Below are 26,295 nucleotides of genomic sequence, written 5' to 3'. Positions count from 1 at the left end.
GGGCCGCCCCCGGATCGGGGGCGGCCCTTTGTCTCAGACGTGCGAGGGTCAGTCGTTGCCGTTGCCCGGCGACGGCGTCGTCTTCTGGATCTGCAGAAGGAACTCCGCGTTCGACTTCGTCTGCTTCATCTTGTCGAGCAGCAGCTCGATCGCCTGCTGCTGGTCGAGCGCGTGGAGCACGCGACGCAGCTTCCAGGTGATGGCGAGCTCGTCGCTGCCGAGCAGCAGCTCTTCCTTACGGGTACCGGACGCGTCCACGTCCACCGCCGGGAAGACACGCTTGTCGGCGAGCTTCCGGTCGAGCTTGAGCTCGGCGTTGCCGGTGCCCTTGAACTCCTCGAAGATGACCTCGTCCATGCGCGAGCCGGTGTCGACGAGCGCGGTGGCCAGGATGGTCAGCGAGCCGCCGTCCTCGATGTTGCGCGCGGCACCGAAGAAGCGCTTCGGCGGGTAGAGCGCGGTCGAGTCGACACCACCGGACAGGATGCGGCCGGAGGCAGGGGCGGCGAGGTTGTACGCACGGCCCAGACGCGTGATCGAGTCGAGCAGCACGACGACGTCGTGACCCAGCTCCACCAGACGCTTGGCGCGCTCGATGGCGAGCTCGGCGACCGTGGTGTGGTCCTCGGCCGGGCGGTCGAAGGTCGAGGAGATGACCTCGCCCTTGACCGACCGCTGCATGTCGGTGACCTCTTCCGGACGCTCGTCGACCAGGACGACCATCAGGTGGCACTCGGGGTTGTTGTGCGTGATCGCGTTGGCGATCGCCTGCATGATCATGGTCTTGCCGGTCTTCGGCGGGGCCACGATCAGACCGCGCTGGCCCTTGCCGATCGGCGCGACGAGGTCGATGATCCGGGTCGTCAGCACGCCCGGGTCGGTCTCCAGGCGGAGCCGGTCCTGCGGGTAGAGCGGCGTCAGCTTGTTGAACTCCGGGCGCCCGCGCCCCGAGTCGGGGGCCATGCCGTTGGTCGAGTCCAGGCGGACCAGCGCGTTGAACTTCTCGCGGCGCTCGCCGTCCTTGGGCTGACGCACGGCGCCGGTGACGTGGTCACCCTTGCGCAGGCCGTTCTTGCGGACCTGGGCCAGCGAGACGTACACGTCGTTCGGACCCGGCAGGTAGCCCGAGGTGCGGATGAACGCGTAGTTGTCGAGGATGTCCAGGATGCCCGCGACGGGGATCAGGACGTCGTCGTCCGCGAGCTGCGGCTCGCTGGTCGCGAACTCGTCGCGGCCACGACGGCCACGGCGGTCGCGGTAACGGCCGCGACGGCCGCGACGGCCACCGTCGAAGTCGTCGTCGTCCTGCGGGCCGTTGTCACGCGGCTGGCGGTCCTGACGGTCCTGACGGCCGCCGCCCTGCTGCTGCTGACGATCCTGACGGTCCTGTCGGTCCTGGCGCTCCGGGCGCTGCTGTCCGCCGCCGGCCTGGCCCTGCTGCTGCTCGTCGCCCTTGCCGCCGCGGCGGTCGCGCTCACGTCCGCCACGCTCGCGGTCACCGCGCTCGCCGCGGTCCCGGCGGTCACGGCGGCCCTGGCGGCCGTCGGCGCCGTCGCCGGCGTCACCCTTGGCCTCGCCGGCCGTGTCGGCCTTCGGCTCGCTCTTCGCCTCGACGGCGACCGTCTCGGGGCTGCCCGCCTCGGCGACGGCGCGACGGCGGCGGCGCTCCACGGCGGGGGCGTCGTCACGCTCGGCCTCGCTCGCGCGGGAGGGGCCTCCGGCGGGCTGGCCGGGGATCTCGATCTGCTGCTGGGCCACGGCCTTCTCGGCGGCCTTCTCGGCCTTCGTCTCGGCCGCGGTGGCCTCGTCGCCGGTACGGGCCTTGGAGGTGGCCCGGCGCTTCGGCTTGGCCTCGGCGGCGGTGTCGGCGGCCTGCGCCGGGGCACCGCCCGCCTGCGCCTCCTTGATGACCTCGATCAGCTGGCTCTTGCGCATCCGCGCGGTGCCCCTGATGCCGAGGCCGGACGCGACCTGCTGAAGCTCGGCCAGCACCATGCCGTCGAGGCCGGTACCGCGGCGCCGCCGGGAGCCGGCACCGGAGGCAGGCGCGGCAGAGGCGTCCGTGGCGGGCGCGGCAGCGGTCTCCTCGACACGCGCGCCCATCAGATCGGTGGTGTCGCTCACGAAGGGTCCTTCCCTGGAGCGGACGTCGGCCTGTCTGGCTCGGCGACCGGTTGTGCTGTCCGGCTTTGGTCCTTGTGGTGTGGACCGCGCCGGGGCGGTGGTCCGCCAAAGCGGCGGAAGACATATCTGGTGATGACGATTCCGGAGCCGTGGCACTGAATTGCGGTGTCATCGGCACGGTCACGCCGGTTCCGGAGCGTGCTCAGCACTGCTCAGCGCATAGCACCCAATGCATGGCACAAAGCAGTTTGGGAGGCTCCCGGAAGAAAGGTTGTCCCGGACGGGGACACGATGCACCTCGCCATGGTGGGGTCGGGTGCAGACTTGAGGTTAACACTACCGGATCCAACAAACATTCCCCCTCTCGAAATCCGGCAACCGCGCGCTTTTAATGGACGCCCGTCGGCGCGAGAGGCAGCACGCTCGCCCCCGTGGCGTCGAGGTCCAGTCGATTGGCGGCCCAGCCCTGACCTGCGAGGTCAGCGACTTTGTCGGCCGATTCCCCGTCGGCGAGCGCGAGGACCGTGGGGCCCGCGCCGGAGATCACCGCGGGAATGCCGTCGGCCCGCAGCCGCTCCACCAGTGCGGCGCTCTCCGGCATCGCCGGGGCGCGGTACTCCTGGTGCAGACGGTCCTCGGTGGCGGGCAGCAGCAGCTCGGGGCGCCTGGTGAGGGCCTCGACGAGCAGTGCGGCGCGGCCCGCGTTCGTGGCGGCGTCGACGTGCGGGACGGTGCGTGGCAGCAGACCGCGCGCGGTCTCGGTGAGCACCGGCTTTCCCGGTACGAAAACCACCGGAACGATGGAATCGGCGGGTTCCATCCGGATCGCCCGCGCGGCTCCGGCCTCCATCCAGGAGAGCGTGAAACCACCGAGCAGGCAGGCCGCGACATTGTCGGGATGCCCTTCGATCTCGGTGGCGAGTTCCAGCAGCGCGGAGTCGTCGAGCCTGCTGTCGCCGCCTATGGTCACGGCACGCGCGGCGACGATTCCGGCGCAGATGGCGGCCGAGGAGGAACCGAGACCCCGTCCGTGCGGAATGCGGTTGGCGCAGACGATCTCGAGGCCGCGCGGCTGTCCGCCCAGCAGGTCGAAGGCGGTGCGCAGGGAGCGTACGAGGAGGTGACTCTCGTCGCGCGGCAGCGTCTCGCTGCCCTCACCCGCGATGTCGATGTGCAGCCCGGAGTCGGCCACCCGGACGACCACGTCGTCGTACAGCCCCAGTGACAGGCCGAAGGCGTCGAAGCCCGGCCCGAGATTGGCGCTGGTGGCGGGGACGCGCACCCGGACGGCGGCGGCGCGGAACGCTGGACCGGCCATCGCTCGATGACTCTCCTTGAGCTGCGTGATGTGCGAGATTCTCGATGAACTGCGGTGAACTGCTGCGAGGAACTGCGACGGGTTGCGATGCCTACGAAAAGACCCGGAGGCCGCAAGGACGGCGCGGCACCGCGGCATATGCGGCGGGCGGGTTCGGTACAGCCTATCGAAGGAAGGTTCTGTGGCGACATAGGGCGCACAGGAGGCGCACGATGCGTGTCGTAAGCCCCCCGTGCACCCCCCGCCGGATTGCGCCGGGGCCGGTCGCGGCGGGTGACGCTTTCCACCGCTTTCCGGCACTTTCAACCCGCCACCGAAGAGCTCCGACGCGCCCCTACGCACTCCTGGAGGCCCCGGGAGCCCCCGGAGCCTCCCGCTCAGGGACTCCCACGGGGCGGCGGCGGGTTCGCGCCAGGCGGCTTTACGCCAGCCCGAGCCGCTCCGCCGCCGTGGCCGCGTCCACCGGGACGGTGACGGGCTGCGGGGCGCCGGCGACGGCCCAGTCCGGATCCTTGAGCCCGTTCCCGGTGACCGTGCAGACGATCCGCTGGCCGGGGTCGACCTTGCCCTGCTCGGCGGCCTTCAGCAGGCCGGCGACGGACGCGGCGGACGCCGGCTCGACGAAGACACCCTCCTGCGCGGCCAACAGCCGGTAGGCACGCAGGATCTCACGGTCCGTCACCTCGTCGATGAAGCCGCCCGACTCGTCCCGCGCGGCCAGCGCGAACTGCCACGAGGCCGGGTTGCCGATGCGGATCGCGGTGGCGATGGTCGAGGGGTCCTTGACCACCTCACCGCGCACGATGGGCGCGGAACCGGAGGCCTGGAAACCCCACATGCGCGGGGTCCGGGCGGCGATGCCGTCGGTGGCGTACTCGGTGTAGCCCTTCCAGTACGCCGTGATGTTGCCCGCGTTGCCCACCGGCAGGACATGGATGTCGGGCGCGTCGCCGAGCATGTCCACGATCTCGAAGGCCGCGGTCTTCTGGCCCTCGATGCGCACCGGATTGACCGAATTGACCAGCGCCACCGGGTAGTTGTCGGACAGCGAGCGCGCGAGCGTGAGGCAGTCGTCGAAGTTCCCGTCGACCTGGAGGATCTTCGCGCCGTGGATGAGGGCCTGCCCCATCTTGCCGAGCGCGATCTTGCCCCGCGGCACGAGGACGGCACAGACCATCCCGGCCCGCACCGCGTAGGCCGCGGCGGAGGCCGACGTGTTGCCGGTGGAGGCGCAGATGACGGCCTTGGCGCCCTCCTCCTTCGCCCGCGTGATGGCCATGGTCATACCGCGGTCCTTGAAGGACCCGGTCGGATTCGCACCCTCCACCTTGAGGTGGACGTCGCAGCCCGTGCGCTCGGAGAGCACCTGCGCGGGCACGAGCGGCGTACCGCCCTCACGGAGCGTCACGACCGGCGTGTTCTCGGACACCGGAAGCCGGTCCCGGTACTCCTCGATGATTCCGCGCCATTGGTGGGTCATTGCTGGTTACTCTCCTTCAACCCGCATGATGCTGGCGACACCCCGCACGGTGTCGAGGCTGCGCAGCGCCTCGACGGTCCCGTTCAGGGACGCGTCGGACGCACGGTGGGTGACCACGACGAGGGAGGCCTCGCCGCCTCCGTCCTGCCGGCCCTGCTGGCGAACCGTATCGATCGAGACGCCGTGCTCGGCGAAGACCGTGGCCACCTGGGCGAGAACACCCGGTTTGTCGGCCACGTCGAGGCTGATGTGGTAGCGCGTGACGACCTCGCCCATGGAGCTCACGGGCAGCTGGGTGTACGCGGAGTCGCCGGGGCCGGTCGCGCCGTTGAGCTTGTTGCGGCAGACGGCGACGAGGTCACCGAGGACGGCGGAAGCGGTCGGCGCGCCGCCGGCGCCCGGCCCGTAGAACATGAGCTGACCGGCGGCGTCCGACTCGACGAACACGGCGTTGTACGCGCCGCGCACGGAGGCGAGGGGGTGGCTCAGCGGAATCATCGCCGGGTGCACGCGCGCCGTCACCGAGCCCCCGTCCGCGGCCCGCTCGCAGATGGCAAGCAGTTTGATGGTGCAGCCCATCGCCTTGGCCGAGGCGAAGTCGGCGGAGGTGACCTCGTTCATGCCCTCGCGGTAGACATCGTCGAGACGCACCCGCGTGTGGAAGGCGATTCCGGCGAGGATGGCGGCCTTCGCGGCGGCGTCGAAACCCTCGACGTCGGCGGTCGGGTCGGCTTCCGCGTACCCGAGCGCGGTGGCCTCGTCGAGGGCCTCCTGGTAACCCGCTCCCGTGGAGTCCATCTTGTCGAGGATGAAGTTCGTGGTCCCGTTGACGATCCCCATCACGCGGTTGATCTTGTCGCCGGCCAGCGACTCGCGCAGCGGGCGGATCAGGGGGATGGCACCGGCGACGGCGGCCTCGTAGTAGAGGTCCCTGCCGTGCTCCTCGGCGGCGGCGTGCAGCGCGGCACCGTCCTGGGCGAGCAGCGCCTTGTTGGCGGACACCACGGAGGCACCGTGCTCGAAGGCGGTCGTGATGAGGGAGCGGGCGGGCTCGATCCCCCCGATGACCTCCACGACGACGTCGATGTCCCCGCGTTTGACCAGGGCGGTGGCGTCGGTCGTCACCAGGGCGGGGTCGATGCCCGCACGGACCTTGGAGGGCCGCCGCACCGCGACGCCGGTCAGCTCGACCGGGGCCCCGATGCGCGCGGCGAGGTCGTCGGCGTGCGTCGTCATGATGCGAGCCACCTCTGAGCCGACAACCCCACAGCCCAGCAGCGCCACCTTCAGCGGACGCGTACGCATCATCCGACCTCGTTTCCTCATACCGTCTACGGTGGGACCAGTCTCACTCACCGGACGGGGCTTTCTGTCCCTCGTCCGGATCGTGAGATGTCTATTTCATTCTTGCCGGGCCGACGGACCGGAGATCTTCCTCCGCCCGCCGGGACACCGCCGGTGGCCGCCGTCCGTCATCCCACATCGAGCCGGAGCAGGTCGTCCTCCGTCTCGCGCCGGACGATGACCCGCGCCTCGCCGTCGTTGACCGCGACGACCGGCGGCCGCAGCGCGTGGTTGTAGTTGCTGGCCATCGACCGGCAGTAGGCCCCGGTGGCCGGAACGGCGAGCAGGTCGCCGGGTGCCAGGTCGGAGGGCAGGAACGCGTCCTTCACGACGATGTCACCGCTCTCGCAGTGCTTGCCGACGACGCGCACGAGCATGGGCTCGGCGTCGGAGGTGCGCGAGACCAGGGCGACGCTGTACTCGGCGTCGTACAGCGCGGTGCGGATGTTGTCGGACATGCCGCCGTCCACCGAGACGTACGTCCGCAGCCCTTCGAGCGGCTTGATCGTGCCGACCTCGTAGAGCGTGAAGGCGGTCGGCCCGACGATGGCGCGCCCGGGCTCCACCGAGATCCGGGGCGTCCGCAGCTTCGCGGCCTCGCACTCCCGGCTGACGATCTCGCTGAGGGCCTTGGCGATCTCGTGCGGCTCACGGGGGTCGTCGTCGCTGGTGTACGCGATGCCGAGGCCGCCGCCGAGGTCGATCTCGGGCAGTTCGACCCCGTGCTCGTCACGGACGGCCGCGAGCAGCGCCACGACGCGCCGGGCGGCGACCTCGAACCCGGCCATGTCGAAGATCTGCGAGCCGATGTGCGAGTGGATCCCGACCAGCTCGAGACCGTCGAGGGAGAGCGCACGGCGTACGGCCTCCGCGGCCTGCCCGTCGGCGAGGGCGATGCCGAACTTCTGGTCCTCGTGGGCGGTGGCGATGAACTCGTGCGTGTGCGCCTCCACGCCGACCGTCACCCGGATCTGTACGCGCTGCCGGGTGCCGAGGGAGTGGGCGATGTGGGCGACGCGCACGATCTCCTGGAAGGAGTCGAGGACGATCCGCCCGACGCCGGCGCGGACGGCGGCGGTGATCTCCTCGGCGGACTTGTTGTTGCCGTGGAAGGCGATGCGGTCGGCGGGCATACCGGCGGAGAGGGCGGTGACCAGTTCACCACCCGAACAGACGTCGAGGTTCAGCCCCTCCTCGTACAGCCACCGCACGACGGCCCGCGAGAGGAACGCCTTCCCCGCGTAGAAGACGTCGGCGTCGTGCCCGAAGGCGGTGCGCCAGGCGCGGGCGCGCGCACGGAAGTCCGACTCGTCGAGGAAGTAGGCGGGGGTGCCGAACTCCTCCGCGAGGGTGGTGACTTCGACACCGCCGACGGTCACGACCCCGTCGTCGGTACGGGTGACGGTGTGGGCCCAGACCTTGGGGTCGAGGGCGTTGAGGTCGGAGGGCGGGGCGCTGTAGTGCCCCTCCGTCAGCACATCGGCGTGACGGGGCCCGGCGGGGTGTGCGGAACGGCTCATTCTTCTCTCACAGATAGTCAGGGGCGCTGATGCCGAGCAGGGACAGGCCGCCGGCCAGCACCGTCCCGGTGGCTTCGGCGAGCGCGAGCCGGGCGCGGTGGGCGGCCGAGGGTTTCTCGTCGCCGAGCGGCAGCACCAGGTGCTGGAGGGCGAGGAAGGCGTCGGCGGTGGTGACGAGCTGCCGGGCGAGGCGGTCCGGGGCGCGATGGGTCGCGGCGACGCGCAGGGCACGGGGGTACTCGGCGAGGGCGCCGAGCAGGTCGTCCGCCCCTGGGACGTCACCGGGGGTGCCGGTGAAGCCGAGGGCGGCGGCGTTGCGGGTGAGAGCCCGGGTGCGGGCGTGTGCGTACCGGACGCGGAAGAGCGGGTTGCTCTCCCGCTGAAGAAGATGCCCGGCATCGATCCGCGGCCGGTCGTGCCCGGCCGGGTGCAGCAGCGCCCAGCGCGCGGCGTCGGGGCCGAGAGGGGTGGGGTCTTCGGGGGCGGGGACGGGGCGGAGGGTTACGGGGGTGGTGAGGGCGCCGGGGGCGGTGGGCGCGGGGGCGCTGGGTGCGGGGGTGAGGGGGTGCGTTCCTCGGGGTGCCGGGGGCCGCCGGGCCGGAGGTCGGTGTGGGAGGGGCGACGCCTGGGGGGTCCGTGTGGGAGGGACCGTGTCGAAGAGGTCTGTGTGGGAGAGGTCTGTGTGGGAGGGATCCGTGTGCGGCAGCTTGGCGTGCCGCAGCCCGGTGTGCGACGGCTCGGCGTGCCGCAGTCCGGCGTGCGACGGCTCAGCGTGCGGCGGCTCGGCATGCTGCACGAGGGCCTGGCCACCCTGGGTGGCGATGATCCGTACGAGCGCGTCGGCGACGACCTCGGCACGGATGTCGTACGGCATCGGGATCCGGAGCGGGACGACCTGCCCGGCGAGCGCGTCGCCATGACCGTAGGAACCGCGCCCGATCTCCCGTACGAGGGATGCGACGGCGGAGTCCGCGCCACCGAGGCGAATGTTGAGAAACCCGGGCCCGGTGATCGCGACGTCGGCGACACCGTCGGTGCCGACGAGGTGGGGCAGCAGGATCTCGGCGACCTGCACCGCGGAGCGCCCGGCGGGGCGGGCCAGCTGCAACGCGATGTTCGTGGCGTAGTCCCCGCACCCACCGGGCCCCGGCGGCGCCACCACCGCCCGCGCCGGCACGGCCACACTCAGCTCACCCGCGTCCACGGCACGACGCACCGCGCGCAGCACGGTACGGGAGAGCTCGACGGGGGTCACGTGACCAGCGTAGGGGAGGAGGGGGTGGGTATGCGAGTCGGTTTGGCCGGAGGTCCGCGATGTGGACGGGGTACGGCGGGGTGTAGGGGTTCCGGGGATGGCTTAAGCGGGCCTGCGCCCGTAGGGGTGACTCGACGACTGACGACCGCGGTCCATGGGTGACGGGGTGGGACGGGGTACGACGGTGTGCGACGGGTCAATGGCTGTCGTCAGTGACCGGACCGGCCGGCGCGCTCGGCTTCGTCGACCCCGAACCCCTCAGCGCCGAACCTCTCGGCATCGAACCCCGCGGCACCGAGCCTCTCCGTACCGAACCTCTCCGCACGGAAACCGTCCGTACCGAACCCTTCGGAACCGAAGCCCTCTCCCTCGTCCGCGCCCTGGAAGGCACCTTGGAAGGGCGACCCGCAGTCGTCGTCACCACCGCCTTCGCCGCCCCGACTCCCCCGCCGCTCCATCAACTGCCGCACGATGCGCACGAGTTCAGCAGGCTCGAAGGGTTTGGCGAGAAAGGCGTCGACGCCCACATCGAGCCCGCTCTCGACCTCGTACTGAGTGCAGGCGCTGACGATGGCGAGAGGAAGGTTCCGCGTGCGCGGATCGGCACGGAGGCGAGCGGCGGTCCGCAACCCGTCGAGGCGGGGCATGACCACATCCAGGGTCACCACATCGGGCCGCACGTGATGCACCACGTCCAGGCATTCGACACCGTCGGCCGCGGTCACGACCTCGATGCCCTCCAGCTCGAGATTGACCCTGATCAGCTGCCGGATGACCTTGTTGTCGTCCACAACAAGCACCCGACCGGACGCGCCTGACACAACTCGAGAGTAGGTCCGCGCCCGGCACCGCGTCCGGCTTTTCCCCACTTCCACCCCGGACGTGTTCCCGAACCCGCTCGGGCTGAGTCCTGACGCCGCCCCGACCCCGCCTCGACCCGACATCCGGGACTCTCACCGGGGACCCTGAACCCATTCGGCCCACACCCCCGAGCCGCCCCCACACTCACCCAGGACGCCCTCCCGCCCCTCCTCAACACACCGCCCCTCCCCCACATAAACCCATGCCAGTCGCCCTCGAAAGAGCTGGTAGGGTTCTACCCGTCGCCACACACCAAGGCCGACACGCCCCCGTAGCTCAGGGGATAGAGCAACGGCCTCCGGAGCCGTGTGCGCAGGTTCGAATCCTGCCGGGGGCACTCGCCACACAGCCAGCAAGAATCAGGCGCTGAGCTGGGCGGATGCCTAGATGAGAGAGCGGGAGTCAGTCTCACTGACTCCCGCTCTTTCTCGTTCTGTCTCACTGTTCGCGCACTATCTGCGATACACGCGACACGCCTCCGACACGCGAGGCCCACCGCTCACGGTGTTATCCCGGTGCCGCTGATGGTCTGGTCCGCCTCTTCCCGGCCCCGCAGGTCGAAGCCCGCTGGAACCCGGGCGACAGCGGAAGAATCGGCACTGCGAGTACCAGCGCTGCCACCGAGGGCGGTGGCGGCAGTACTGTCGGCCGACCTGCGTGACCGGCTAGCCGTAACGGGCATCAACCGCTCTAGTGATCTTGCGATCGCTAGACAGTTCGCCCGCTCGGCTGGGCCGGGACCGACGCCCCTCTCTTGCGACGCGCCTCAGCCCTGAGAAGAGTGACCTCTTTGATGCACCCTTGAAGCGCGTCCTGGGTCAGGCCCTGATCAGTCATCTGGTATCGGTGCGGCTCGTACCGGTCGCGCAGTTGCTGAGCGAAGAAGTCGCCCCAGCCACTGCTGACGATGCCGCCGTCTGGCTCGCCATCACCGCCCTCGCGACTCTCCTGGCTGTAGTAGCGGATCAGGCCGAGTTTGCGTAGTAGGTGGCAACTGTCCTGCCAGGCATCGCGCTTGAGACCAAAGTCCTCGATCCGCCTTTTGCCGTAGAGATAGACACCCTCCTCGTCGTGTTTGGTCGGGGCGTACTGGCTGAGCTCGCGCAGGATGAGCCAGGTGGCGACCTCGGAGGGGTTGAGCACTTGGACCCAGCCGTTGAGGAAGAAGTCGGCGGGGATGGTGAACGCGAGCGTTCGTTTCCCGTTCCAGCCCTTCCGAGGGACGGTGTAGGCGTGCGAAGTTTGGAGGTCGCCTCGGCCTTCCTCGCTCATGAGAGAGAAGGACCCGTAGAGGCGGCGGCCGCCGTTCTTCGCTCGGGGCACAGTGACCAGGGAGCGCCCGAGGTCGAAATCCTCCAGGCTTCGCAGGGCCCCCTGGATCTGTCGCAGGCGCAGTACCTCCGAATTCCGCTCCTGCTTGGTGTCGGGCATGTAGGCGCCGGTCTTCGTGTCGTAGGCGCCGTCGATGGCGACGAAATCGGACCAGGACAGTCGCTCGCGGGCCAGGCTGCGGACGTTCTTCCACGGCTCACCGATGTTCAGCCGGCAGTGCGCCTCGAAGACAGCCAGCAGGTAGAAGCGCAGCGCGATGCCCCGCGGGTTGAGCAGGTGAGTCAGTGGGGGCTGCTGCCCCTCTTCTCGGGCGTATAGCAAGTGAGCGCGCAGCTTGACAAGGTCGGGCTGCTTCCCGGCCCTCCAGACCTCGCGCAGGGCCGCCCCTGCCTGTGCCACAGCCCTGGTGCGCTGCATCTCGGTCAGCCGACGCAATCGGCGTTCGATCGTCTCAAGGACTCCGGACATCGCTCCGTCACCACGTTTTGATCTCAACGTTTTGATCCGCGTATAAGACTCTACTAGTTAATTAACTAGATCATCTCAGTGCGGATCAAAGCGTTGCCAGGAGTCGCCTGAGTGGCCCGAAAGTGGCCTCACCATGGAGTTGAGCACCGGTTCGAAACGGGCTCAGCGGCTCGCCGTTCGTACCGATGCGAACGGCCCCGGGGTCCAGCCCGGGGCCGCTACAACGAATCAGAATCCACTTAGGAGCCTAATGGCAAACCAGACAAATGAAAATCAGGACCCCGAGCGCCTATCCCAGCGGTGGATGCTCATCCTCCTCGGAGCTGGCGTAGTTGGGATCACAGTCCTCGTCCTCGGCGGGCCAGCCCTAGCGGCACTCGGCGCTGCCGGAGGGGCAGTAGCAGTGTTGCACGGGATCATCGCGTAGCGGGCCCCGCCCGGGGCGCTCCAGAGCGCCCCGGGCGCCCTCGGGGCGGCGGGGAGCCCTACAGATCTTGCGCCAGGCATTCGGCGCGGAGTCGCTGGTGAGGTTGGAACTGGCGCCACATGTCCAGCCCTTACCAAGAGACGGGTCTCAGCGCGGCACGGGTGCGATCAGGCTACGTCGCCCTCCCCCTCAAGAGCCTTTGCGATCTTCAGGTTGGCGGCTTCCTCGTGTCCGTCCACGCACCCGTGGTACCGGCGGTGGATCACCTCCGGGGAGTTGCCGACCCGCCGGGCGACCTCAGCGATCGGGACCCCGGCGTTCAGCCATCGTGTGATGCATGCGTGACGCAGGTCGTACGGGCGCCCGGCGAGCGGCGATTCGACGCGGTCCGGCGGAAGGGCGAACGGTCGCGCCTCCTCCCACACGCGCCAGTACGTGGATGAGCCGACGACTCCCCCGCGCTCGTTCCCGAACACGCGCCCCTCCTTGGCGGTCCCGAACTCCTTCAGGTGGGCTCGAAGGATGGCGACCAGGACGGGCGGGATGGGCACCGGGCGGTCGGTGTCGGACTCGCGAGCTTTCAGGCCCCGGCGGTCGTGCCGCTCCCCGGAGTCCGTCCACTGCTTGCCCGATACGGGACGTGTCTCCCTCAGCGTCAACGTGCCCCAACCCTCCTCCGGCAGGTGGCAGTCAGAGAGCCTCAGCCCGACCGCCTCAGCGGGCCTGAGCCCCGCGTAGTACAGGACCCCGTAGAACGCCACCAGGCGCCGCCCGCGGCTGCGGTCCCACGAGCCGACGTAGGAGACGCCGATGAGCAACTGGCGTCCCTGTACGGCGTTCACGAGCACGCGGCGGTCCACCACCCCACCGGAGCCCACGCGCTTCCCACGGGCTCCTTGGAGCGGGTTCTCCGGGAGCTCCTTGGAGGCGACTGCGTGTTCGAGGGCCGTGTTCAGGGCGCGCCGCCGCCGTCTGTGCGTCTCCCCCGCCGCCGGGGTACCGTCCAGCCGGTAGCTGAGGCGGTACACCACGTCCTCGAACACCTCGACGTCCGCCAGGTCGGCAACCGGCCGGTCCTGCGTCGTGAGCCACTCGTACGCGGTTTTCAGCTCGGCCGGCGGATCCTCCCTCGCATTCGCGGGGACCATCCCCCACCGGAATGCCAGCCGCAGGTACTTGTCGTCAGGAGCACTGTCCCCGCGCTTCACCATGGCCAGCGCCACGGCCGCGAGCGCGTCCGCCATGCCTTCACGCGTCTTCGCGGCGCTCATGCGCCACCGCCCGGCGACGTACTTCCGGCAGAATTCGAACCACCGCAACGACGGCTCGGCCTCAGCCGCCGCTTCCGCCTCCGCACGGACTTCGGACTCGGGCTGTCCGCTTGCGATCTCGAACGCTTCGCCTCGGCGCATGGCCTGCCGGAGCTCCGAGCGCCGGCTCTCGGCGAGTGCCGACGTGGCGAACGTCGCGCTGCTCACCTTCCCGCCCACGACCCAGCGGAGTTGGTACGGACGTGCCTTCCGGTCGACCTTCGTGACCTTCCACAGCCGGACATCGAGGGAGTACCCCGGCCTGGCCGACCCGTGCGGGCGTCGAGCCGGGATGCCTTCATTCGTGCTCACGCAGCGTCCTCCCGCTCCGTGAGCCACCGCTCGTACTCCGACCGCCGGATTCGCACGTCGCCGTTCGGGAGCTTGATCGCGCGGGGGCCCTTCCCCAGTTGGCGCCACCGGTAGAAGGTCGACGGGGCGACCTTCAGATCGGCGATGACCTCCTTGACGGTCATCTTCTCGTCGAGCGTGCGGGCGCTCATTCCGCCATCCTTTCGGCTTCGTCCGCACCGGACAGGCCGGACAGCTCCAATTCCGACTGTCCGGACTGTTCGCGCAGGTCAGATGGCATAACCGGACAGGCGGACAGTGCGGACACCTCTTGCGCGCCCTCTGTCCGGGTGTCCGTGTCCGGGTAGTACCGGCCGCCAGCGTCCTTGGTGAGCTGCCCGGCGTCGGCCATGCGGTTGCAGGTACGCCGGATCGTGTCCAGGTCGACGTTCGGCAGCTCGCCCGCCATGTCCTTCGGCCTGGCCCCCGAGTGAGCGCGGACGTAGCGCAGGATCGTGGCGCGGGTATCGCCGACGGTGTGGTCGGACACCGGTCCGTCCAGCAAGTGCCAGGCGCCGGAGGCGGGTTGGAAGCTGAGGGCGTACTCGCTTTCGTCCACGTCGCGGCCGGTGACGTGCAGGATGCCGTCTGCCTGCCCGCGGGCCCGCTTCAGCACGAGGGTGGCGTCTGCCGCGCCCGCGATGCCGTTGGTCCCGGACACCTCGGTCAGGAAGTCGTCGGAGCCTGCCTTGCGGACGTGGTGGACCAGGACGACAGCGATGCCGTAGTGGTCCGCGAGCCGCTTGGCGTAGCCGACAGAGACATAGTCCGCGTCGTACGCCGATACGCCCTGCGGGGCCTGTCCGCGCATCTTGGCGAACACGTCGATGACGACCATGCGGGCGTCGGGGTTTCGGTCCAGCCACTGTGCGATGGCCTCGGTTCCGCCCTGGGGGAAGGGCGGACACTCGGTGACCAGGGTCAGCCCAGCGGGAGCCGGCTTTCCGCCCAAGAGCTTGCCCATCCGGGTCTGAAGGCGGCGCGGGGTGTCCTCCAGGGCGAGATAGAGCACGGGCCCGCCCTGAACTGGTACGGAGTCGAACGCCTGGCCTCCGGCGGCGACCGCGAGTGCCAGCCCGAGGGAGAGCCAGGATTTGCCGACCTTGGGCGGTCCGGCGAGCAGGCTGACGCCTTCGGCGAGGATGTCGGGCACGGCCCATTTGGGCTCGGGGAAGTTGGCGGCCATGAGCTGATCGGCCGTCCATGCGGTCCGCGGGCGCTCCCGCTTCGGGGGCGCGAGCGGGGCTGCCTCGGTGTCGCTGGGCACGGAGTACAGGTGCAGGGGCGGGATGGGGCTGGTGCTCATGCGGCGACCGTCCGGGGGCGCCGTGCTCCGGCCCGGAGGCCGGAAGCGATGGTGCGCCGTGCCTCGCGCTCGCCCTGTCCGACCTGGAGCGCGGCAGTGAGGAGCCAGCCGGTGACGTCGGCTTCGCTCAGCTCGCCGCCGGCGACGAGCTGTCCGAGGGCGGCTGCGGCGATGAAGAGCGCGTCATTGTGTTGGTGTTCGCCGGAGCCGGTGACCCGTTCCACCTCGCCGTTGACGGCGGACCGCAGGAAGGCCGCACGGCGTCCGTGTCCGGTGAGGGCGACTGTGACGGGCTTCTGCGGAGGCAGCGGGGTGGGGCGTAGGAGTTCGGCGAGCCAGCCGGGCAGCGGCGCCACAGGGGCGTTGTGGGTGACCGCGTACGGGCGATTGTTGAAGGTGCTGCCCGCGCCGACCACGAGTCCGCCCACGGCGCGGGTATCGACCTTCCAGCCGAGCCCTCGGGTGCTGTCCCCGGCGGTGTTCCGCAGAGGTTCGCTCTCCGGTGCGGCGAAGTACAGATGGGTGCCGCCGCTCCAAGTACCGACCGTGTAGGTGTCGGTGGGGAGGGGCTGGCCGTGGCGCTCGCAGAGTACGGCGAGCACGTCGGCGCCTTCCGTGACACCGTGCTTGGCCCATTCGGCCGGCGGGGTGTCGGTGGGGTGCTTGGGCCGGTCCAGGTCGATGACGACCAGGCCGGACGGGCCAGTCGCGATGCCGACGTTGTACGCGGCATGTGTCCAGCACCGGGTGATGCGGACGTGATCGGCCGTGGCGCGCTGTTCCCAGTCGCGGACGGCGGGCCGCTTGTCTCCGGGGATGAGAGGGAAGACGCGCCAGTCTCGCGACGCTGCGTCAAGCGCTGAGGCGAGCTGGGCAGGGCCGTCGGGGTACGGCATGCTGGGGTTCTCCTGTTTCTGTCTTCGGATGGGCAGGGAGAACCGCGGCGGCGGGCGACCTTGCTGGGGAGTCCCGCCGCCGCGGCGTAGCTATGCGATATCGAGGGTGAGCTGAGCCGACGCGGCCTCCGCGGCTTCGGGCGCGGTGGCGGCGAGCAGGGCGCGGTAGGCGAGTGCGGCTTGGTGGATGACGACGCCGTTGCCGAGGATCTTGAGCTGGTCGGAGCGGGACAGGCCCAGGTCGGGGCCGGTGACCCAGCCGGGATCGGCGCCCATCATCCATTCGACGAACGCCGGGGACAGCCGGCGGTTCCCCTTGGTCCCGGGCTCGGTCGGCTCGGGCGCGGGTCGGCCCAGAACCTGCTCCCAGCGGCGGATGGCGGGCCCGTAGTCGGTGCCGTTGGTGGCCACCCACCGGCCGTCGAGGCGCACGGCCTGGCCGGGCAGGTAGTAGTTGCCCGCCGTGTCACGCTGGTTGGGCCCGCCGTGTGGCCCGTCCGACGCCTTGGGGGTGGGCAGCAGGTTCACCACCACCTCGTTCAGGGGACGGGAGTTGGTTCCAAGGAGGTTGGAGGCGCCGGACTTCCAGTCACGCGCGGCGGGGGTGGGCAGCAGGGTGACAGCGGTGCGCAGGTTCATCCCGCCCTGCCGTTTGGGCGAGGTGCCGGGTCCACCGGTGCCGTCGGCGGCGGCCGGGGTGGGCAGCAGCCTCAGGCGCCCGTCGGGGGCAACAAGAACACCACTTCGTCCTCCAGCGTGGGCCCGTGCCCACCCGCCCGGCGCTTGTCCGGGTGCTGCGGTCCGCCGTTGCGTCCGAGCTGTGAGGTGGGAGTCTTCAGCAGCGGGATACGCGACGGCGAACCAGCGGTCCCGGCGGTGGCAGGCGCCGACTTCGGGATCTCCAGCTCGTAGGCACATCCACCGCGCGTCGTACCCGATCGCGGCCAGGTCGGCGGCGACGACATCGAGTCCCCGGCTGCGCAGGGCTGCGACGTTCTCCAGGAAGACGAGTCGGGGTCGAAGATGGCGAACGGCACAGACGATGGTTTTCCACAGTCCGGAGCGGTCACCGGCGATCCCTCCCCGAGGTCCGGCGTTGGAGATGTCCTGGCAGGGAAACCCGGCCGTCAGCGCCACCGGGCGGGACACGGTTGCGGCCAGGGCGGCGAAGTCGACGGCCGTGATGTCCCCAAGGTTGTCCACAAGGGGCAGGCGGGAGGCGAGCAGGCGGGAGGCGGCCGGGTCCTTCTCGCCGACCAGAACGGTGGGCAGGCCGGTGACGGCTTCCACGGCCTGGTCCAGCGCACCGGAGCCGGTGCACAGACTGATGTTGCCGTCCTCCAGCGGCGCGACGGGATAGGTCATGCGCGGTTCTCCTTGCTGCTGTCGGCGAACGGGAGTTGGGGCAGGCCCACCGCTTCGAGGGCCCCGGGGTCGAAGCCGGGCAGGGCCGCGCGGGTGATGAGTGCCTGCGCGAGCTGTTCGGCGTAGGCGGCGCCGGTGCGGGCGACCTCGATCTGTGTCGTGCCGCGGATGGTTTCCACGCGCTCGATGTGGGCGCGTTCCTCGCGCCGGTCGCTCACGTGCCGCTCGTACGCGACGCGTTCGCGGCGGTCAGTGCGCCAGTACCGGGCGGCGAGCCCGTAGGCGATGGCGGTCGTCAGCACCCACAGCAGCAGGGGCAGGGACAGCCCGTTGGCGTATCCGGCGACGCCGGCGAGGGCGAGTCCGCCGGAGGCGGCGAACGCGGTCCCGGCGATGACGGGGTCTCCGGCGCGGCCGATGCTCGCGCAGACGCCGGCCGCGCCGGCGGCGAGGGAGAGCGCGGTCATGAGTACGGCGTTGCCGAGGGAGTGTTGGGCGCCGTTGGCGTTCCAGATCCGGGCCAGGATCAGCACGGTGGACGTGGCCACGGCGGGGGCGGCTTTGGGGGCGATGATGGCGAGCCAGTGGCGGGCCACGATCTGTTCGTTCACGACTGGCTTCCTCACAGGTTGGGGAGCGCGTTGATGACGGCGCTCATGAGGGCGTGGACGGTGTGGGAGGCGCCGGTGGAGGCGAGGTAGAAGCCGAACATCACGGCGACGAACGCCCCGCCCGCCTTGAGTGATCCGGAGCGGATGAGGACGATGAGCAGCAGGCCGAAGAGCAGGGCGAGCGAGATGGTCACGGCCATGGCGGAACTCGCTTTCGGTCGGGAAGAGCGGCTGGTTAGGCTGCGCGGGCCCCGGGTGCTGGCAAGTTCGGGGCGTGGACCGGTGACCGCGCCCGCCTGGCTCCAGCTAGGAGCGGGGTCCGTCTGATGACGGGTGGTCGCCGGTCGTGTGCTCAGCGGGTGCCTTGGCGGTAGATCCGTGAGGCGCGGTTGTAGAGCCAGCGGCCGGCGCGGACGCGTTTGCCGCGGCCCTTGCAGCGGCGGCAGTGCTTGCCGCGCTTGGGGCGTCCCTTGCGGTCGGTGGTGGTGGCGAAGCCGAAGCCGTTGCACTTGCGGCAGGTCCCGAACGGGCTCCCCGCACACAGAGCCACGTAACAGAGTGTGATGGCGAGTGGGCAGACGACAGCAAGGGCTATGGGGGTCATCGGGGTCCCTCCGGGCCGGTTTCCGGGGTTTTCGCAGGTGGGCTGCTATCCGCTAGATCACAGGTGGGGTGCTGTTTGGGGTGCTAGCGGGGGTGCTACCGGTAGCAGGTGGGCCCGCTACCGGTAGCGGGTGAGCGGGGCTAGGCGGCGCCCCGGTTTTCGTCACGCTCAGCAATCGCGGTGGTGAGGTCGTCGCGGACGATGCCGCGGCGGGTGGTGCGCTCGCCGTCGTCGGTGGTCCCGGCCACGCCGGTGGTCTTGATGCCGTGCGGCTTGAGTGCGGAGGTGACGTTCTCGCCCTTCCAGCCGCCGTAGACCTCCGGCCGCAGTTCCGCGAGCCGGGCGGCGATCCGCTCGTTCCACACCCGCTTCTCCGAGACAGGGACGACGGCGGCGACGTCGGCGAGCAGGTCGTACGAGGGACCCGCGGTGCTTTCGGCGTCCTCCCCGAGCGCGTGCCCGGACAGGGTGCCTTCGGCCTTGCGCAGGGCGAGGGCGCGCTGGGCGATGGCGTTGGTGGCCGGGTCGTCGAGGTAGGCGGTGCGGACCACGCTCGGCAGGGGGCCCGCTCCGGCGAGGTAGCCGTTGCCTGCGTCGATCTCCGGGCGGAACGCGGTGGCGCGCACGCCGTTCCGGTACGCGCTCGTGCCGAGGATCATGTCGTTCTCGACCTGGCCGGCGACCCTCAGGCAGAAGCGGATGGACACGTTGCCGCTGATCCCGGTCGGGAGCGAGTCCTTGTCGGGGCGCTGGGTGGCCAGGATCAGGATCACTCCGAGGGCGCGGCCGAGCTTGATGATGAACTCGGCGTCCTCACCTGCCTGTTTGCCGTACTTGGGGTGGGCGAAGAGGTTCTGGCACTCGTCGAACACGGCGAGCAGCGGCCACAGCTTGAGGGAGCGCTTGTCGGCGATGGTGCGGGTGATGCGCTTGTCCGGGCAGAGGTCCCGCGGCAGCTTCTTGATCGCGGCAGCGCGGCGCATGACCTCGGCGCGCAGCAGGGTGAGGGAGTCGGCGGCGTACTTGATGGAGTCGTCGTCGATGCCGGAGACGAACCGGTGGCAGGTGCAGGCGAGGGCGTCGACGTCGCCGGTGCCTTTCAGCTCGTGCAGCCACATTTCCACCGACGGGTCCAGTGCCGCTCCGCAGGCGAGCACGCGGACGGAGGCGGTCTTGCCCTGGCCGGGCTGCGAGCCGATCAGCACGTTGTGCTGAATCATCGGCACCGACTGGCCGCGGCCGCGCGGGTCCAGGCCGAACGGGATGCCTTTGAAGATGTCGTGGCGGCGGGCGGTGGCGAGCTGCCACTTGACGATGCCGGTCTTGGACAGGTCCCGGTCCCCCACCCACAGGATGAGGCGTCCCTCGTGCTCGTTGGGGTCGGCGTCCGGCCACACGCACCCGAGTGGGCGGCGCAGGCCGGAGGCGAGTCGGGCACGCCGGTCGGCGACGTCCGCGACCGTGACTCCGAGCGGCAGGTCGATGTCCGCGCGCCAGCCGGGGCCCTCGCGGGTGATGGGAGCGGCGAACTGGATGCCGTCCTTGCCCTTGGCGACCGCGCTCGCGATCTGGCCGATGCCGATGGAGGCCATGGCCTTGACCACGATGTCGCTGGTCAGCTTCTGTACCTCGGTCTTGATGACCGCACGCGTCGTCAGCGGCGCATCGGCCGGCGCCCCGGCCAGGCCGAAGCCGAGCACGGCCACCGCGGCGGCGATGACCTGCGTCATCGGCTCCGCCCCGTAGACCAGGAACAGGACCGTGCCCAGGGTGAAAAGGGAGCCGAGGATGGTGAGGATCATCCGCAGGCGGACGCGCCGGTCGCGCTGGCGCGAGAGCTTCAGGTACTCATCCACCTGCTCGTTCGTAGCCGTGTACTGCCGCAGCGCCTCACCCTCGGCGTCCACGGACCAACGGCCCACCCTGCCCAGGGTGTGGAGCGCGCCGCGCGGGGAGCGCCAGACGAGTTTGGGCAGGTAGACGAATGGGACGCGGACCGCGTGGAAGGCGGCGGTGTGCCAGGCGTGCCCGGCCAGCCAGCCGAGCGCTTCCTTGAACTCCGCGGCCGACTTGAGCCAGGCCGGGAAGACGTCGAGTCGCTTGGAGTTCTTGATGCGGTCGATGACGCCGGGGCCGGACATGGTCGGCACCGTGCTGTCGACCAGCGTCGGCCGTCCGTCGGCCGACTCGGTCGGCTCCGGGTCGGCCGACTTCGACGGCCGGGAGTCGGCCGAGGGGTCGGGGCTCGGGTCGGTCGACTCGCCGCGCGCGGTCCGGGCCTTGCCGAGGTCGACCACCTCGCCCCCGGACGGGGCCGCGGGGTCGCCCATTTCGGCTTCGAGCCGGTTGAAGAGTTCGTTGTCGTCGTCGGGGTGTTTCACTGACAGTTCCTTCTCTCGGGAGGGAAAGGGCGGGCCCGGCCGTCGCTGTAGGAGGTGGGCGGTCGGGCCCGCCGCGTGGGTCATGCCGCGCGCTGTTCCTCGGGGTAGGCACAGGACACGCACGTTCCGAGCGAGGTCGGGATGACGTATCCGGCGTCCGACTGGCACTGCGGGCAGGTGCGGCGGGCGAGCATCGCAAGAGCGAGCGCTCCCCACTTGCGGGAGGTCATCGGCCGCACCGGGCGGGCGCGGTCGACGCGGTAGAGGTAGGCGACCTGCACCCCGGACTTCCGGCCCCGGTGGCGGCGTATCACCTGCGCAGCGATCGGCTGTCCGCCCGGCCGCAGTCCGCGGTCCCGGAGCTGACGGCGGGTGGCGTAGCCGTCGGGGGCGAAGCGCCACGGGAAGGTGGGGACCCCGAACCGGGTGCCGCTGGGGTCGTAGCACTTGCTGAACGCCGTGGACATCAGGCCGCCACCCCCACAACCGGCGCGCCGGTACGGGCACCGGTGCGGCCGGCACGCCGACCGGTGACCGTGGCGAACAGCCGCCCCAGTCCCGCACGGCGCAGTCCGGCGCGAGCCTGCTTGGCCGCGTACATCGCCTCATCCGCGCGCCGCAACAGCCCGGACAGGTCGTCGTCGGGGAAGTCCGCGGCCCGCACCCAGCCGAGCGAGACGGTGGTCCGCATCGCCGGGTCCTGGCCGTCGACCGGGCGGCCGAGGACGCCGTGAAGGACGGCGAGCAGGTCGCCCGCGGTGCCGTGATCGTCGATGACGACGGCAGCGAACTCGTCGCCCCCGAGCCGCCCGGCCACCCCGGAGCCCTGAACGTAGTGGGTGAGGCGGTCGGCGGTCGCCTTCAACAGCGCGTCCCCGGCCGCATGCCCGAACGTGTCGTTGATCTGCTTGAAGCGGTCCACGTCGGCCAGTACCACCACCGCGCGAGGGTCCTTGAGCAAGACGGTGGCGCGGCGGGTGAAGCCGTCACGGGCCCGTAAGCCGGTCAACGGGTCACGCCGCGCCGTGTTGAGACGGGCCCGCAGCCGCCACGCGTGGACAGCCCAACCAGCAGCCGGCGGCAGTGCGGAGAGCAGGACGGTGACCGGGGTGTTCATGCCGCCGCCCCCTCGCCGCTCTCGCCGCCATCGGTGTCGTTGATGGGGTGCAGACGTCGGCCGTCGGCCCGCTCGCTGAGCAGCAAGTCCCGCAGCACGCGAGAGTTCGCTGCCGAACAGTGCAGCGTGGTCCGGATCGCCTCAGCGTTGATCGCGTCATCCGCCCACTCCGCCGTGGCCGTCCGCGCCTCGGCGAGCAGCTCCGCAGGGGTCCGCGGCGCCTTGGTGGCCTTGGCCTTGGTGGTGCGCTTGCGCGGCTGCTTCGGGGTGTCCTGCTTGGGCGGCTTCGGGTCCTGGGGCGGGACGGGCGGGATGTCTTCGCTGGCCGGGGCCAGCTCCCCGAGCTTCAACAGCACCCGCTCGGGGCGGGGTGTCTTGGAGCGCCAGCGGCGGCCGTGCTGCTGCCGCAGCTGCGCGCGGGCCAACTGCCGCTCCCGCTCGCGCCCCAGCGCATCCGTGTAGGAGGTGACCTCCCACAGGGTCATGCGGCGCCACAGGGCCAACGTGGACAGCGGGGCGAGCAGCCAGCGCGAGCGGCGGATCTTCTCCATCCGCCGACCGGTGACGGCGCCGATCCGGGAGGCGTACACGTGCGCGGCGACTTCGGACAGGACCACCCACAGCAGCGGCATCGTGCCGTGCGCGAGCTTCGCGGACAGCGAGTGCCCGGCCGCGACGTTCAGCCAGCACGTCACCCCGGTCAGCGCCCACGGCACGAACCGCACCCAGCCCAACGGCATGTCCGTACGGATCAGCAGCAGGAACGCTGCAGTGAACACCGGGATCGCCGTGTCGATACCCACGGGCAGCATCCACGGGGAGGCGAAGCCCCAGCGGGCCCCGGCCGTGGACACGGCCTCGAAGGAAGAGGCCAGGCCCAGCCCGCCCACGCCGGCCGCGAGCACGGCGACTGCACCCAACAGCCACAGTTCCGGGGTCGTCAGCGGCGGGACCGTCGGCCGCTCGCTCGTGTGCGTCGTGGTCGTCATGCGCTCTCACCGCCCTGCGAGGCCCGGAGCTGGGCCTCCATCAGTTCGGCTTCCACGTCCGTCACCTGGCCGTCGAGAATGCGCTGATAGACGGCCTCGCTCTCCAGGAACATGCGGTCCTGGAAGGTCGGGTCCTCGCTCATGCCGCCGCCCCCTTGCGCACCGAGCGAGGGCCGGCGGGACGGGCCAGCGGAACGATGTTGAACAGCTCCGGCGCGTACACCTCGATCGCCTCCGCGGCGATCCGGCTCACGTCGTCGGGCAGGTGCGGGTTGTCGGCGAGGATGTCGCGCGCCGCGTCCTCGCGGGCCGCGCGCTCTTCGTCCGTCTCGCCCTCCACCCCGAGCCACAACTCAACCGGGGTGCCGAGCGCCAGTTCCACAAAGTCGTCCGTGGTCAGGGCCTCATGGCCCGCTACGAACGTGCGCAACCTCGAACTACTCACAGATCTCTCCTGAATCGAAGGAGCAGGGAGAACCCGACGGCGGACGGCCTTGCTGGGGAGTCCCGCCGCAGGGCGTGTTTGTGCAGGTCGAGACAGCCGTGGCTGCCCCATTCAGCGATGCGATACATGCTTGAACGTGTATCTCACAGTGGCGCGCTCGATTGCGGCTGTCAAGTCCTTCGGGGCTTTCGGGTTGCCCTGCGACGTGACATCAGATTGCCGCTCATTGGTGGGACGAAGTCACCACGTCCCTGGACGACTTGGGACGTCCTCGTTAACGTTCACTGAGTCATGCACGTCCCCAGACGTCCCCGGGAGTTGGGATGGCGAACGAACGCTTACGATCGGCGATGTTGACGAACGGCATCACGGTCGACGCCATGGCAACCCACATCGGAGTGGACCCGAAGACCGTCGAGCGCTGGATAACTCAGGACCGTGCGCCCTACCGGCGCCACCGCCTTGCCGTCGCCGCGTTCGTACGCGAAGACGAGGCATATCTCTGGCCGAACGGCCTTCCCGACGGCCAGCGTCAGGATGCTGCCGACGCCGAGGTCCTGAAGGTGTACCCGCATCGCTCCTACGTTCCTTCGGATCTCTGGCTCCAGCTCTTCGGCCGCGCCGAGCGCGAGATAGGCGTACTCGTCCACGCGGGGGTCTTCCTCGCGGAGAACCCGCGTTGGCCCCAGCTGCTAAAGCTGAAGGCGTCGTCCGGCGTACGGGCCCGGATCCTGTTGGGCGACCCCAGCAGTCCGGAAATCCAGCGGCGGGGCGAAGAGGAGGAGATCGGCGAAGGCGTCGCCTACAAGGTGCGCGAGGTCATGAAGCTCTACCGCCCTCTGTACTCGGTCCCGGGCATCGAGTTCCGGAAGCACAGGTCGACCCTTCACAACTCCCTCTACCGCTCCGACGACGAGTGGCTGGTCAACACGCAGGTCTACGGGGTGAGCGCCCCGATGGCCCCGGTGCTCCACCTCCGCCGCGTCGCCGGCGCCGAGCTGGTCTCGACGTACCAGCAGAGCTTCGAGAAGGTGTGGTCCGAAGCCGTCCCCATCGAAGGGTCCTCATGAGTCGCCGTACCGACTACTTCAACGATCCTGCCGCACCAAAGGCCAACAGCATTGTGCCCGCAGTAACCGCCTTTGTCGTGAACGACGCGGGTGACGTACTCCTGGAGCAACGTTCGGACAACGGGTGCTGGGGCATGCCCGGAGGCGCTCAAGAAGTCGGGGAGAACATCGCCGGGACTGTCGTCCGGGAGGTCCTGGAGGAGACAGGGATTCACGTCGAAGTGGTCGGCCTGGTCGGCATCTTCACCGACCCCCGACACGTCATCGCCTTCGCAGACGGAGAGGTGCGCCAGGAGTTCTCGCTCTGTTTCCGAGCCAGGCCGATCGGCGGTGAGATCAAGGTGAGTTCGGAGTCATTCGCAGTGCAGTGGGTCCGGCGAGCAGAACTGGACTCTCTCGACATCTCGCCAACGACACGCCGACGCCTCGAAGAGGGGTTCCGCAACGCCGAAGTCCCGTTGATCAGTTGAGCTTCGCCTCTACCGCCTCGGCTCGGCGCCGCACCCGGGCCACCCTGGCCATGAGTTCGGGTCGGGCCTCGGACACTGCCCGGAAGACGACGTGTTCGGGACCGTACCGCTCCAGAACTTCGGACAGCCGCTCGGCAGGGTCCACAAGGTCCCCAGTCGGAGTGCTGGTCAGGTCACAATAGGTGATCGCGTCCACCAACTCCGCTTCGGCGGGCCCGAACTCGGTGAGCGCATCATCGAGCCCGAGTTCGGATGCCTCCCACGAAGACGACGTGTGGAAGGCCACGACGCTGCACAGCCGCGGGTCAGCCCCTACAACGTCGCGCAAATACCGGGCCCCGTCGATCATGTGCTGTCCGGTATCCACAGCGTCCCTGGCATATCCGATGTCGTGCACGATGGCAGCAGCGGCCAGCAGCTCGGCGTCCCCGCCCAACGTGGGCGCGAGGGCCAGTGCTTGAGAGTGAACCCTCTTGGAGTGGGCCCACCGTCGCGGCAAACTGTCGGCCAACATCGACTCAGCGAGGTCGTGGGCCCACTTGGCCAGGTGCATCTTCTACTGCCTCCAAGGCAATCGGGAGTTCAGGAAGGAGAGCTGACGAACCGACCAACTCCGTGCCTCGCCTCGACGTGACCAGCGGTCTCCAGCTCACGCACGGCTCGGCGAACCGTGCCACGAGACACCCCGTACCTCTCGACGAGAATGGCTTCACTCGGAAGTCGCGTTCCAGCAGGCAGATCGCCGCTCCGGATCTGCTCCAACAGGTCGGCCATGATCCGTTCGTATGGTGCGTTTCCAGCTGCCCCGGCGACAATGCGGCCAACGCCGGCAACGGTCTTGATGTCCCCCGATTCTTCAAGGGCATGCAGCGCCCGCCGAACCGTCGTACGAGCCACCTCGAACTCGCGCCCGATCTCGGCCTCCGACGGCAACCCGTCCACGTAGGCTCCAGCGGCGATCCGTTCGCGCAACGCCTGAGAGATCACCTGATACGTCCCGCGAGGGCTGGGGCTCGGCACGCATTCCTCCTTCGGACGACCGTCGCGTTCAAGCTTCCCACGGGCACCCTGGCTGGTGGTGTCCCGACTGTCCGGCTGTCCGGTTATAGCTCTCACCTGCACTAACGCGCCGGACAGCTCGGAGTACTGCTGTCCGGGCTGTCCGGTCACAGGGCTGCAACACCCCATGGGTGTTGCAGCCCATCGGCGAAGCCGACCTCTCAATGGGGACGAGCTCTGACGGGGGCGAGG

General features: G+C 69.9%; 25 protein-coding genes, 1 tRNA gene and 1 pseudogene. 3 read left to right on the top strand and 24 right to left on the bottom strand.

Features of this window, described 5'->3' with window-relative positions; translation table 11 throughout:
• Positions 1–48: 48 nt before the first annotated feature.
• From rho to HEP85_RS27075, 7 genes and pseudogenes are all read right to left on the bottom strand, one after another.
• The gene (gene rho / locus HEP85_RS27105; RefSeq protein ID WP_329527419.1) at positions 49–2,124 is read right to left on the bottom strand and encodes a transcription termination factor Rho; all 2,076 of its coding nucleotides are present in this window, start codon (positions 2,122–2,124) and stop codon (positions 49–51) included.
• A 388-nt stretch (positions 2,125–2,512) separates the two neighbouring features.
• Positions 2,513–3,442, bottom strand: a complete 930-nt coding sequence (thrB, locus tag HEP85_RS27100; RefSeq protein ID WP_168530254.1) for a homoserine kinase — start codon at positions 3,440–3,442, stop codon at positions 2,513–2,515.
• Between the two features lie 421 nt (positions 3,443–3,863).
• On the bottom strand, positions 3,864–4,922 hold the full coding sequence (gene thrC, locus HEP85_RS27095) for a threonine synthase (protein WP_329290439.1): 1,059 nt from the start codon (positions 4,920–4,922) through the stop codon (positions 3,864–3,866).
• A 6-nt stretch (positions 4,923–4,928) separates the two neighbouring features.
• A complete protein-coding gene (locus HEP85_RS27090) occupies positions 4,929–6,227 on the bottom strand; it encodes a homoserine dehydrogenase (RefSeq protein ID WP_168534062.1) in 1,299 nt (432 codons plus the stop codon).
• Positions 6,228–6,394: 167 nt separating this feature from the next.
• Entirely contained in the window at positions 6,395–7,786 is a 1,392-nt protein-coding gene (gene lysA, locus HEP85_RS27085) for a diaminopimelate decarboxylase (protein ID WP_168530252.1), read from the bottom strand.
• Between the two features lie 7 nt (positions 7,787–7,793).
• On the bottom strand, positions 7,794–9,041 hold the full coding sequence (nrtL, locus tag HEP85_RS27080; RefSeq protein ID WP_369657856.1) for an ArgS-related anticodon-binding protein NrtL: 1,248 nt from the start codon (positions 9,039–9,041) through the stop codon (positions 7,794–7,796).
• A gap of 449 nt (positions 9,042–9,490) precedes the next feature.
• Positions 9,491–9,910: pseudogene (locus HEP85_RS27075) on the bottom strand (response regulator); the annotation flags it as partial.
• A gap of 257 nt (positions 9,911–10,167) precedes the next feature.
• Here HEP85_RS27075 and HEP85_RS27070 point away from each other — a divergent pair.
• Positions 10,168–10,239, top strand: a tRNA-Arg gene (locus HEP85_RS27070).
• A 371-nt stretch (positions 10,240–10,610) separates the two neighbouring features.
• On the opposite strand, the gene HEP85_RS27065 is transcribed toward HEP85_RS27070, so the two are convergent.
• The 15 genes from HEP85_RS27065 to HEP85_RS26995 form a co-directional block, all read right to left on the bottom strand.
• Positions 10,611–11,702 carry a hypothetical protein gene (locus HEP85_RS27065; protein WP_168530250.1) on the bottom strand — a complete coding sequence of 364 codons (1,092 nt, stop codon included), beginning with the start codon at positions 11,700–11,702 and terminating at the stop codon, positions 10,611–10,613.
• Between the two features lie 594 nt (positions 11,703–12,296).
• A complete protein-coding gene (locus HEP85_RS27060) occupies positions 12,297–13,373 on the bottom strand; it encodes a site-specific integrase (RefSeq protein ID WP_348772428.1) in 1,077 nt (358 codons plus the stop codon).
• A gap of 374 nt (positions 13,374–13,747) precedes the next feature.
• Complete coding sequence (locus tag HEP85_RS27055; RefSeq protein ID WP_168530249.1) at positions 13,748–13,942, bottom strand: AlpA family transcriptional regulator; 195 nt, start codon at positions 13,940–13,942, stop codon at positions 13,748–13,750.
• Complete coding sequence (locus HEP85_RS27050; RefSeq protein WP_168530248.1) at positions 13,939–15,096, bottom strand: AAA family ATPase; 1,158 nt, start codon at positions 15,094–15,096, stop codon at positions 13,939–13,941. Before HEP85_RS27050 ends, HEP85_RS27055 begins: the two co-directional genes overlap by 4 nt.
• The gene (locus HEP85_RS27045; RefSeq protein WP_168530247.1) at positions 15,093–15,992 is read right to left on the bottom strand and encodes a bifunctional DNA primase/polymerase; all 900 of its coding nucleotides are present in this window, start codon (positions 15,990–15,992) and stop codon (positions 15,093–15,095) included. Before HEP85_RS27045 ends, HEP85_RS27050 begins: the two co-directional genes overlap by 4 nt.
• Before the next feature lie 90 nt (positions 15,993–16,082).
• Positions 16,083–17,357, bottom strand: a complete 1,275-nt coding sequence (locus HEP85_RS27040) for a DNA cytosine methyltransferase (protein WP_168530246.1) — start codon at positions 17,355–17,357, stop codon at positions 16,083–16,085.
• Positions 17,354–17,968 carry a hypothetical protein gene (locus HEP85_RS27035; protein ID WP_369657855.1) on the bottom strand — a complete coding sequence of 205 codons (615 nt, stop codon included), beginning with the start codon at positions 17,966–17,968 and terminating at the stop codon, positions 17,354–17,356. The genes HEP85_RS27040 and HEP85_RS27035 overlap by 4 nt, the downstream gene beginning before the upstream one ends.
• An 11-nt stretch (positions 17,969–17,979) precedes the next feature.
• On the bottom strand, positions 17,980–18,168 hold the full coding sequence (locus HEP85_RS27030) for a hypothetical protein (protein ID WP_168530245.1): 189 nt from the start codon (positions 18,166–18,168) through the stop codon (positions 17,980–17,982).
• 152 nt (positions 18,169–18,320) lie between these two features.
• On the bottom strand, positions 18,321–18,572 hold the full coding sequence (locus tag HEP85_RS27025; protein ID WP_168530244.1) for a hypothetical protein: 252 nt from the start codon (positions 18,570–18,572) through the stop codon (positions 18,321–18,323).
• Between the two features lie 140 nt (positions 18,573–18,712).
• Positions 18,713–20,953: a cell division protein FtsK gene (locus tag HEP85_RS27020; RefSeq protein ID WP_211118074.1), complete on the bottom strand. Its 2,241-nt coding sequence runs from the start codon at positions 20,951–20,953 to the stop codon at positions 18,713–18,715.
• Positions 20,954–21,033: 80 nt separating this feature from the next.
• Positions 21,034–21,420, bottom strand: a complete 387-nt coding sequence (locus tag HEP85_RS27015) for an RRQRL motif-containing zinc-binding protein (protein WP_168530243.1) — start codon at positions 21,418–21,420, stop codon at positions 21,034–21,036.
• Positions 21,420–22,070: a GGDEF domain-containing protein gene (locus HEP85_RS27010; RefSeq protein WP_168530242.1), complete on the bottom strand. Its 651-nt coding sequence runs from the start codon at positions 22,068–22,070 to the stop codon at positions 21,420–21,422. The genes HEP85_RS27015 and HEP85_RS27010 overlap by 1 nt, the downstream gene beginning before the upstream one ends.
• The gene (locus HEP85_RS27005) at positions 22,067–23,059 is read right to left on the bottom strand and encodes a DUF2637 domain-containing protein (RefSeq protein WP_168530241.1); all 993 of its coding nucleotides are present in this window, start codon (positions 23,057–23,059) and stop codon (positions 22,067–22,069) included. The genes HEP85_RS27010 and HEP85_RS27005 overlap by 4 nt, the downstream gene beginning before the upstream one ends.
• A complete protein-coding gene (locus tag HEP85_RS27000) occupies positions 23,056–23,202 on the bottom strand; it encodes a hypothetical protein (protein WP_168530240.1) in 147 nt (48 codons plus the stop codon). The genes HEP85_RS27005 and HEP85_RS27000 overlap by 4 nt, the downstream gene beginning before the upstream one ends.
• A complete protein-coding gene (locus HEP85_RS26995; RefSeq protein WP_168534057.1) occupies positions 23,199–23,489 on the bottom strand; it encodes a hypothetical protein in 291 nt (96 codons plus the stop codon). Before HEP85_RS26995 ends, HEP85_RS27000 begins: the two co-directional genes overlap by 4 nt.
• A gap of 395 nt (positions 23,490–23,884) precedes the next feature.
• On the opposite strand from HEP85_RS26995, the gene HEP85_RS26990 reads away from it, so the two are divergent.
• Together HEP85_RS26990 and HEP85_RS26985 are read left to right on the top strand one after the other, a co-directional pair.
• Positions 23,885–24,574, top strand: a complete 690-nt coding sequence (locus tag HEP85_RS26990) for an XRE family transcriptional regulator (protein ID WP_248002085.1) — start codon at positions 23,885–23,887, stop codon at positions 24,572–24,574.
• Positions 24,571–25,044 carry an NUDIX domain-containing protein gene (locus tag HEP85_RS26985; protein WP_168530238.1) on the top strand — a complete coding sequence of 158 codons (474 nt, stop codon included), beginning with the start codon at positions 24,571–24,573 and terminating at the stop codon, positions 25,042–25,044. Before HEP85_RS26990 ends, HEP85_RS26985 begins: the two co-directional genes overlap by 4 nt.
• Here HEP85_RS26985 and HEP85_RS26980 read toward each other — a convergent pair.
• Positions 25,037–25,597 carry an HD domain-containing protein gene (locus HEP85_RS26980; RefSeq protein ID WP_168530237.1) on the bottom strand — a complete coding sequence of 187 codons (561 nt, stop codon included), beginning with the start codon at positions 25,595–25,597 and terminating at the stop codon, positions 25,037–25,039. The genes HEP85_RS26985 and HEP85_RS26980 overlap by 8 nt on opposite strands.
• A gap of 29 nt (positions 25,598–25,626) precedes the next feature.
• Positions 25,627–26,214, bottom strand: a complete 588-nt coding sequence (locus HEP85_RS26975) for a GntR family transcriptional regulator (protein ID WP_211118073.1) — start codon at positions 26,212–26,214, stop codon at positions 25,627–25,629.
• Positions 26,215–26,295: the final 81 nt, after the last annotated feature.

The sequence above is a fragment of the Streptomyces sp. RPA4-2 genome (assembly GCF_012273515.2).
Lineage (GTDB): Bacteria > Actinomycetota > Actinomycetes > Streptomycetales > Streptomycetaceae > Streptomyces > Streptomyces kaempferi.
This window is presented reverse-complemented; position numbering and strand designations above follow the sequence as displayed.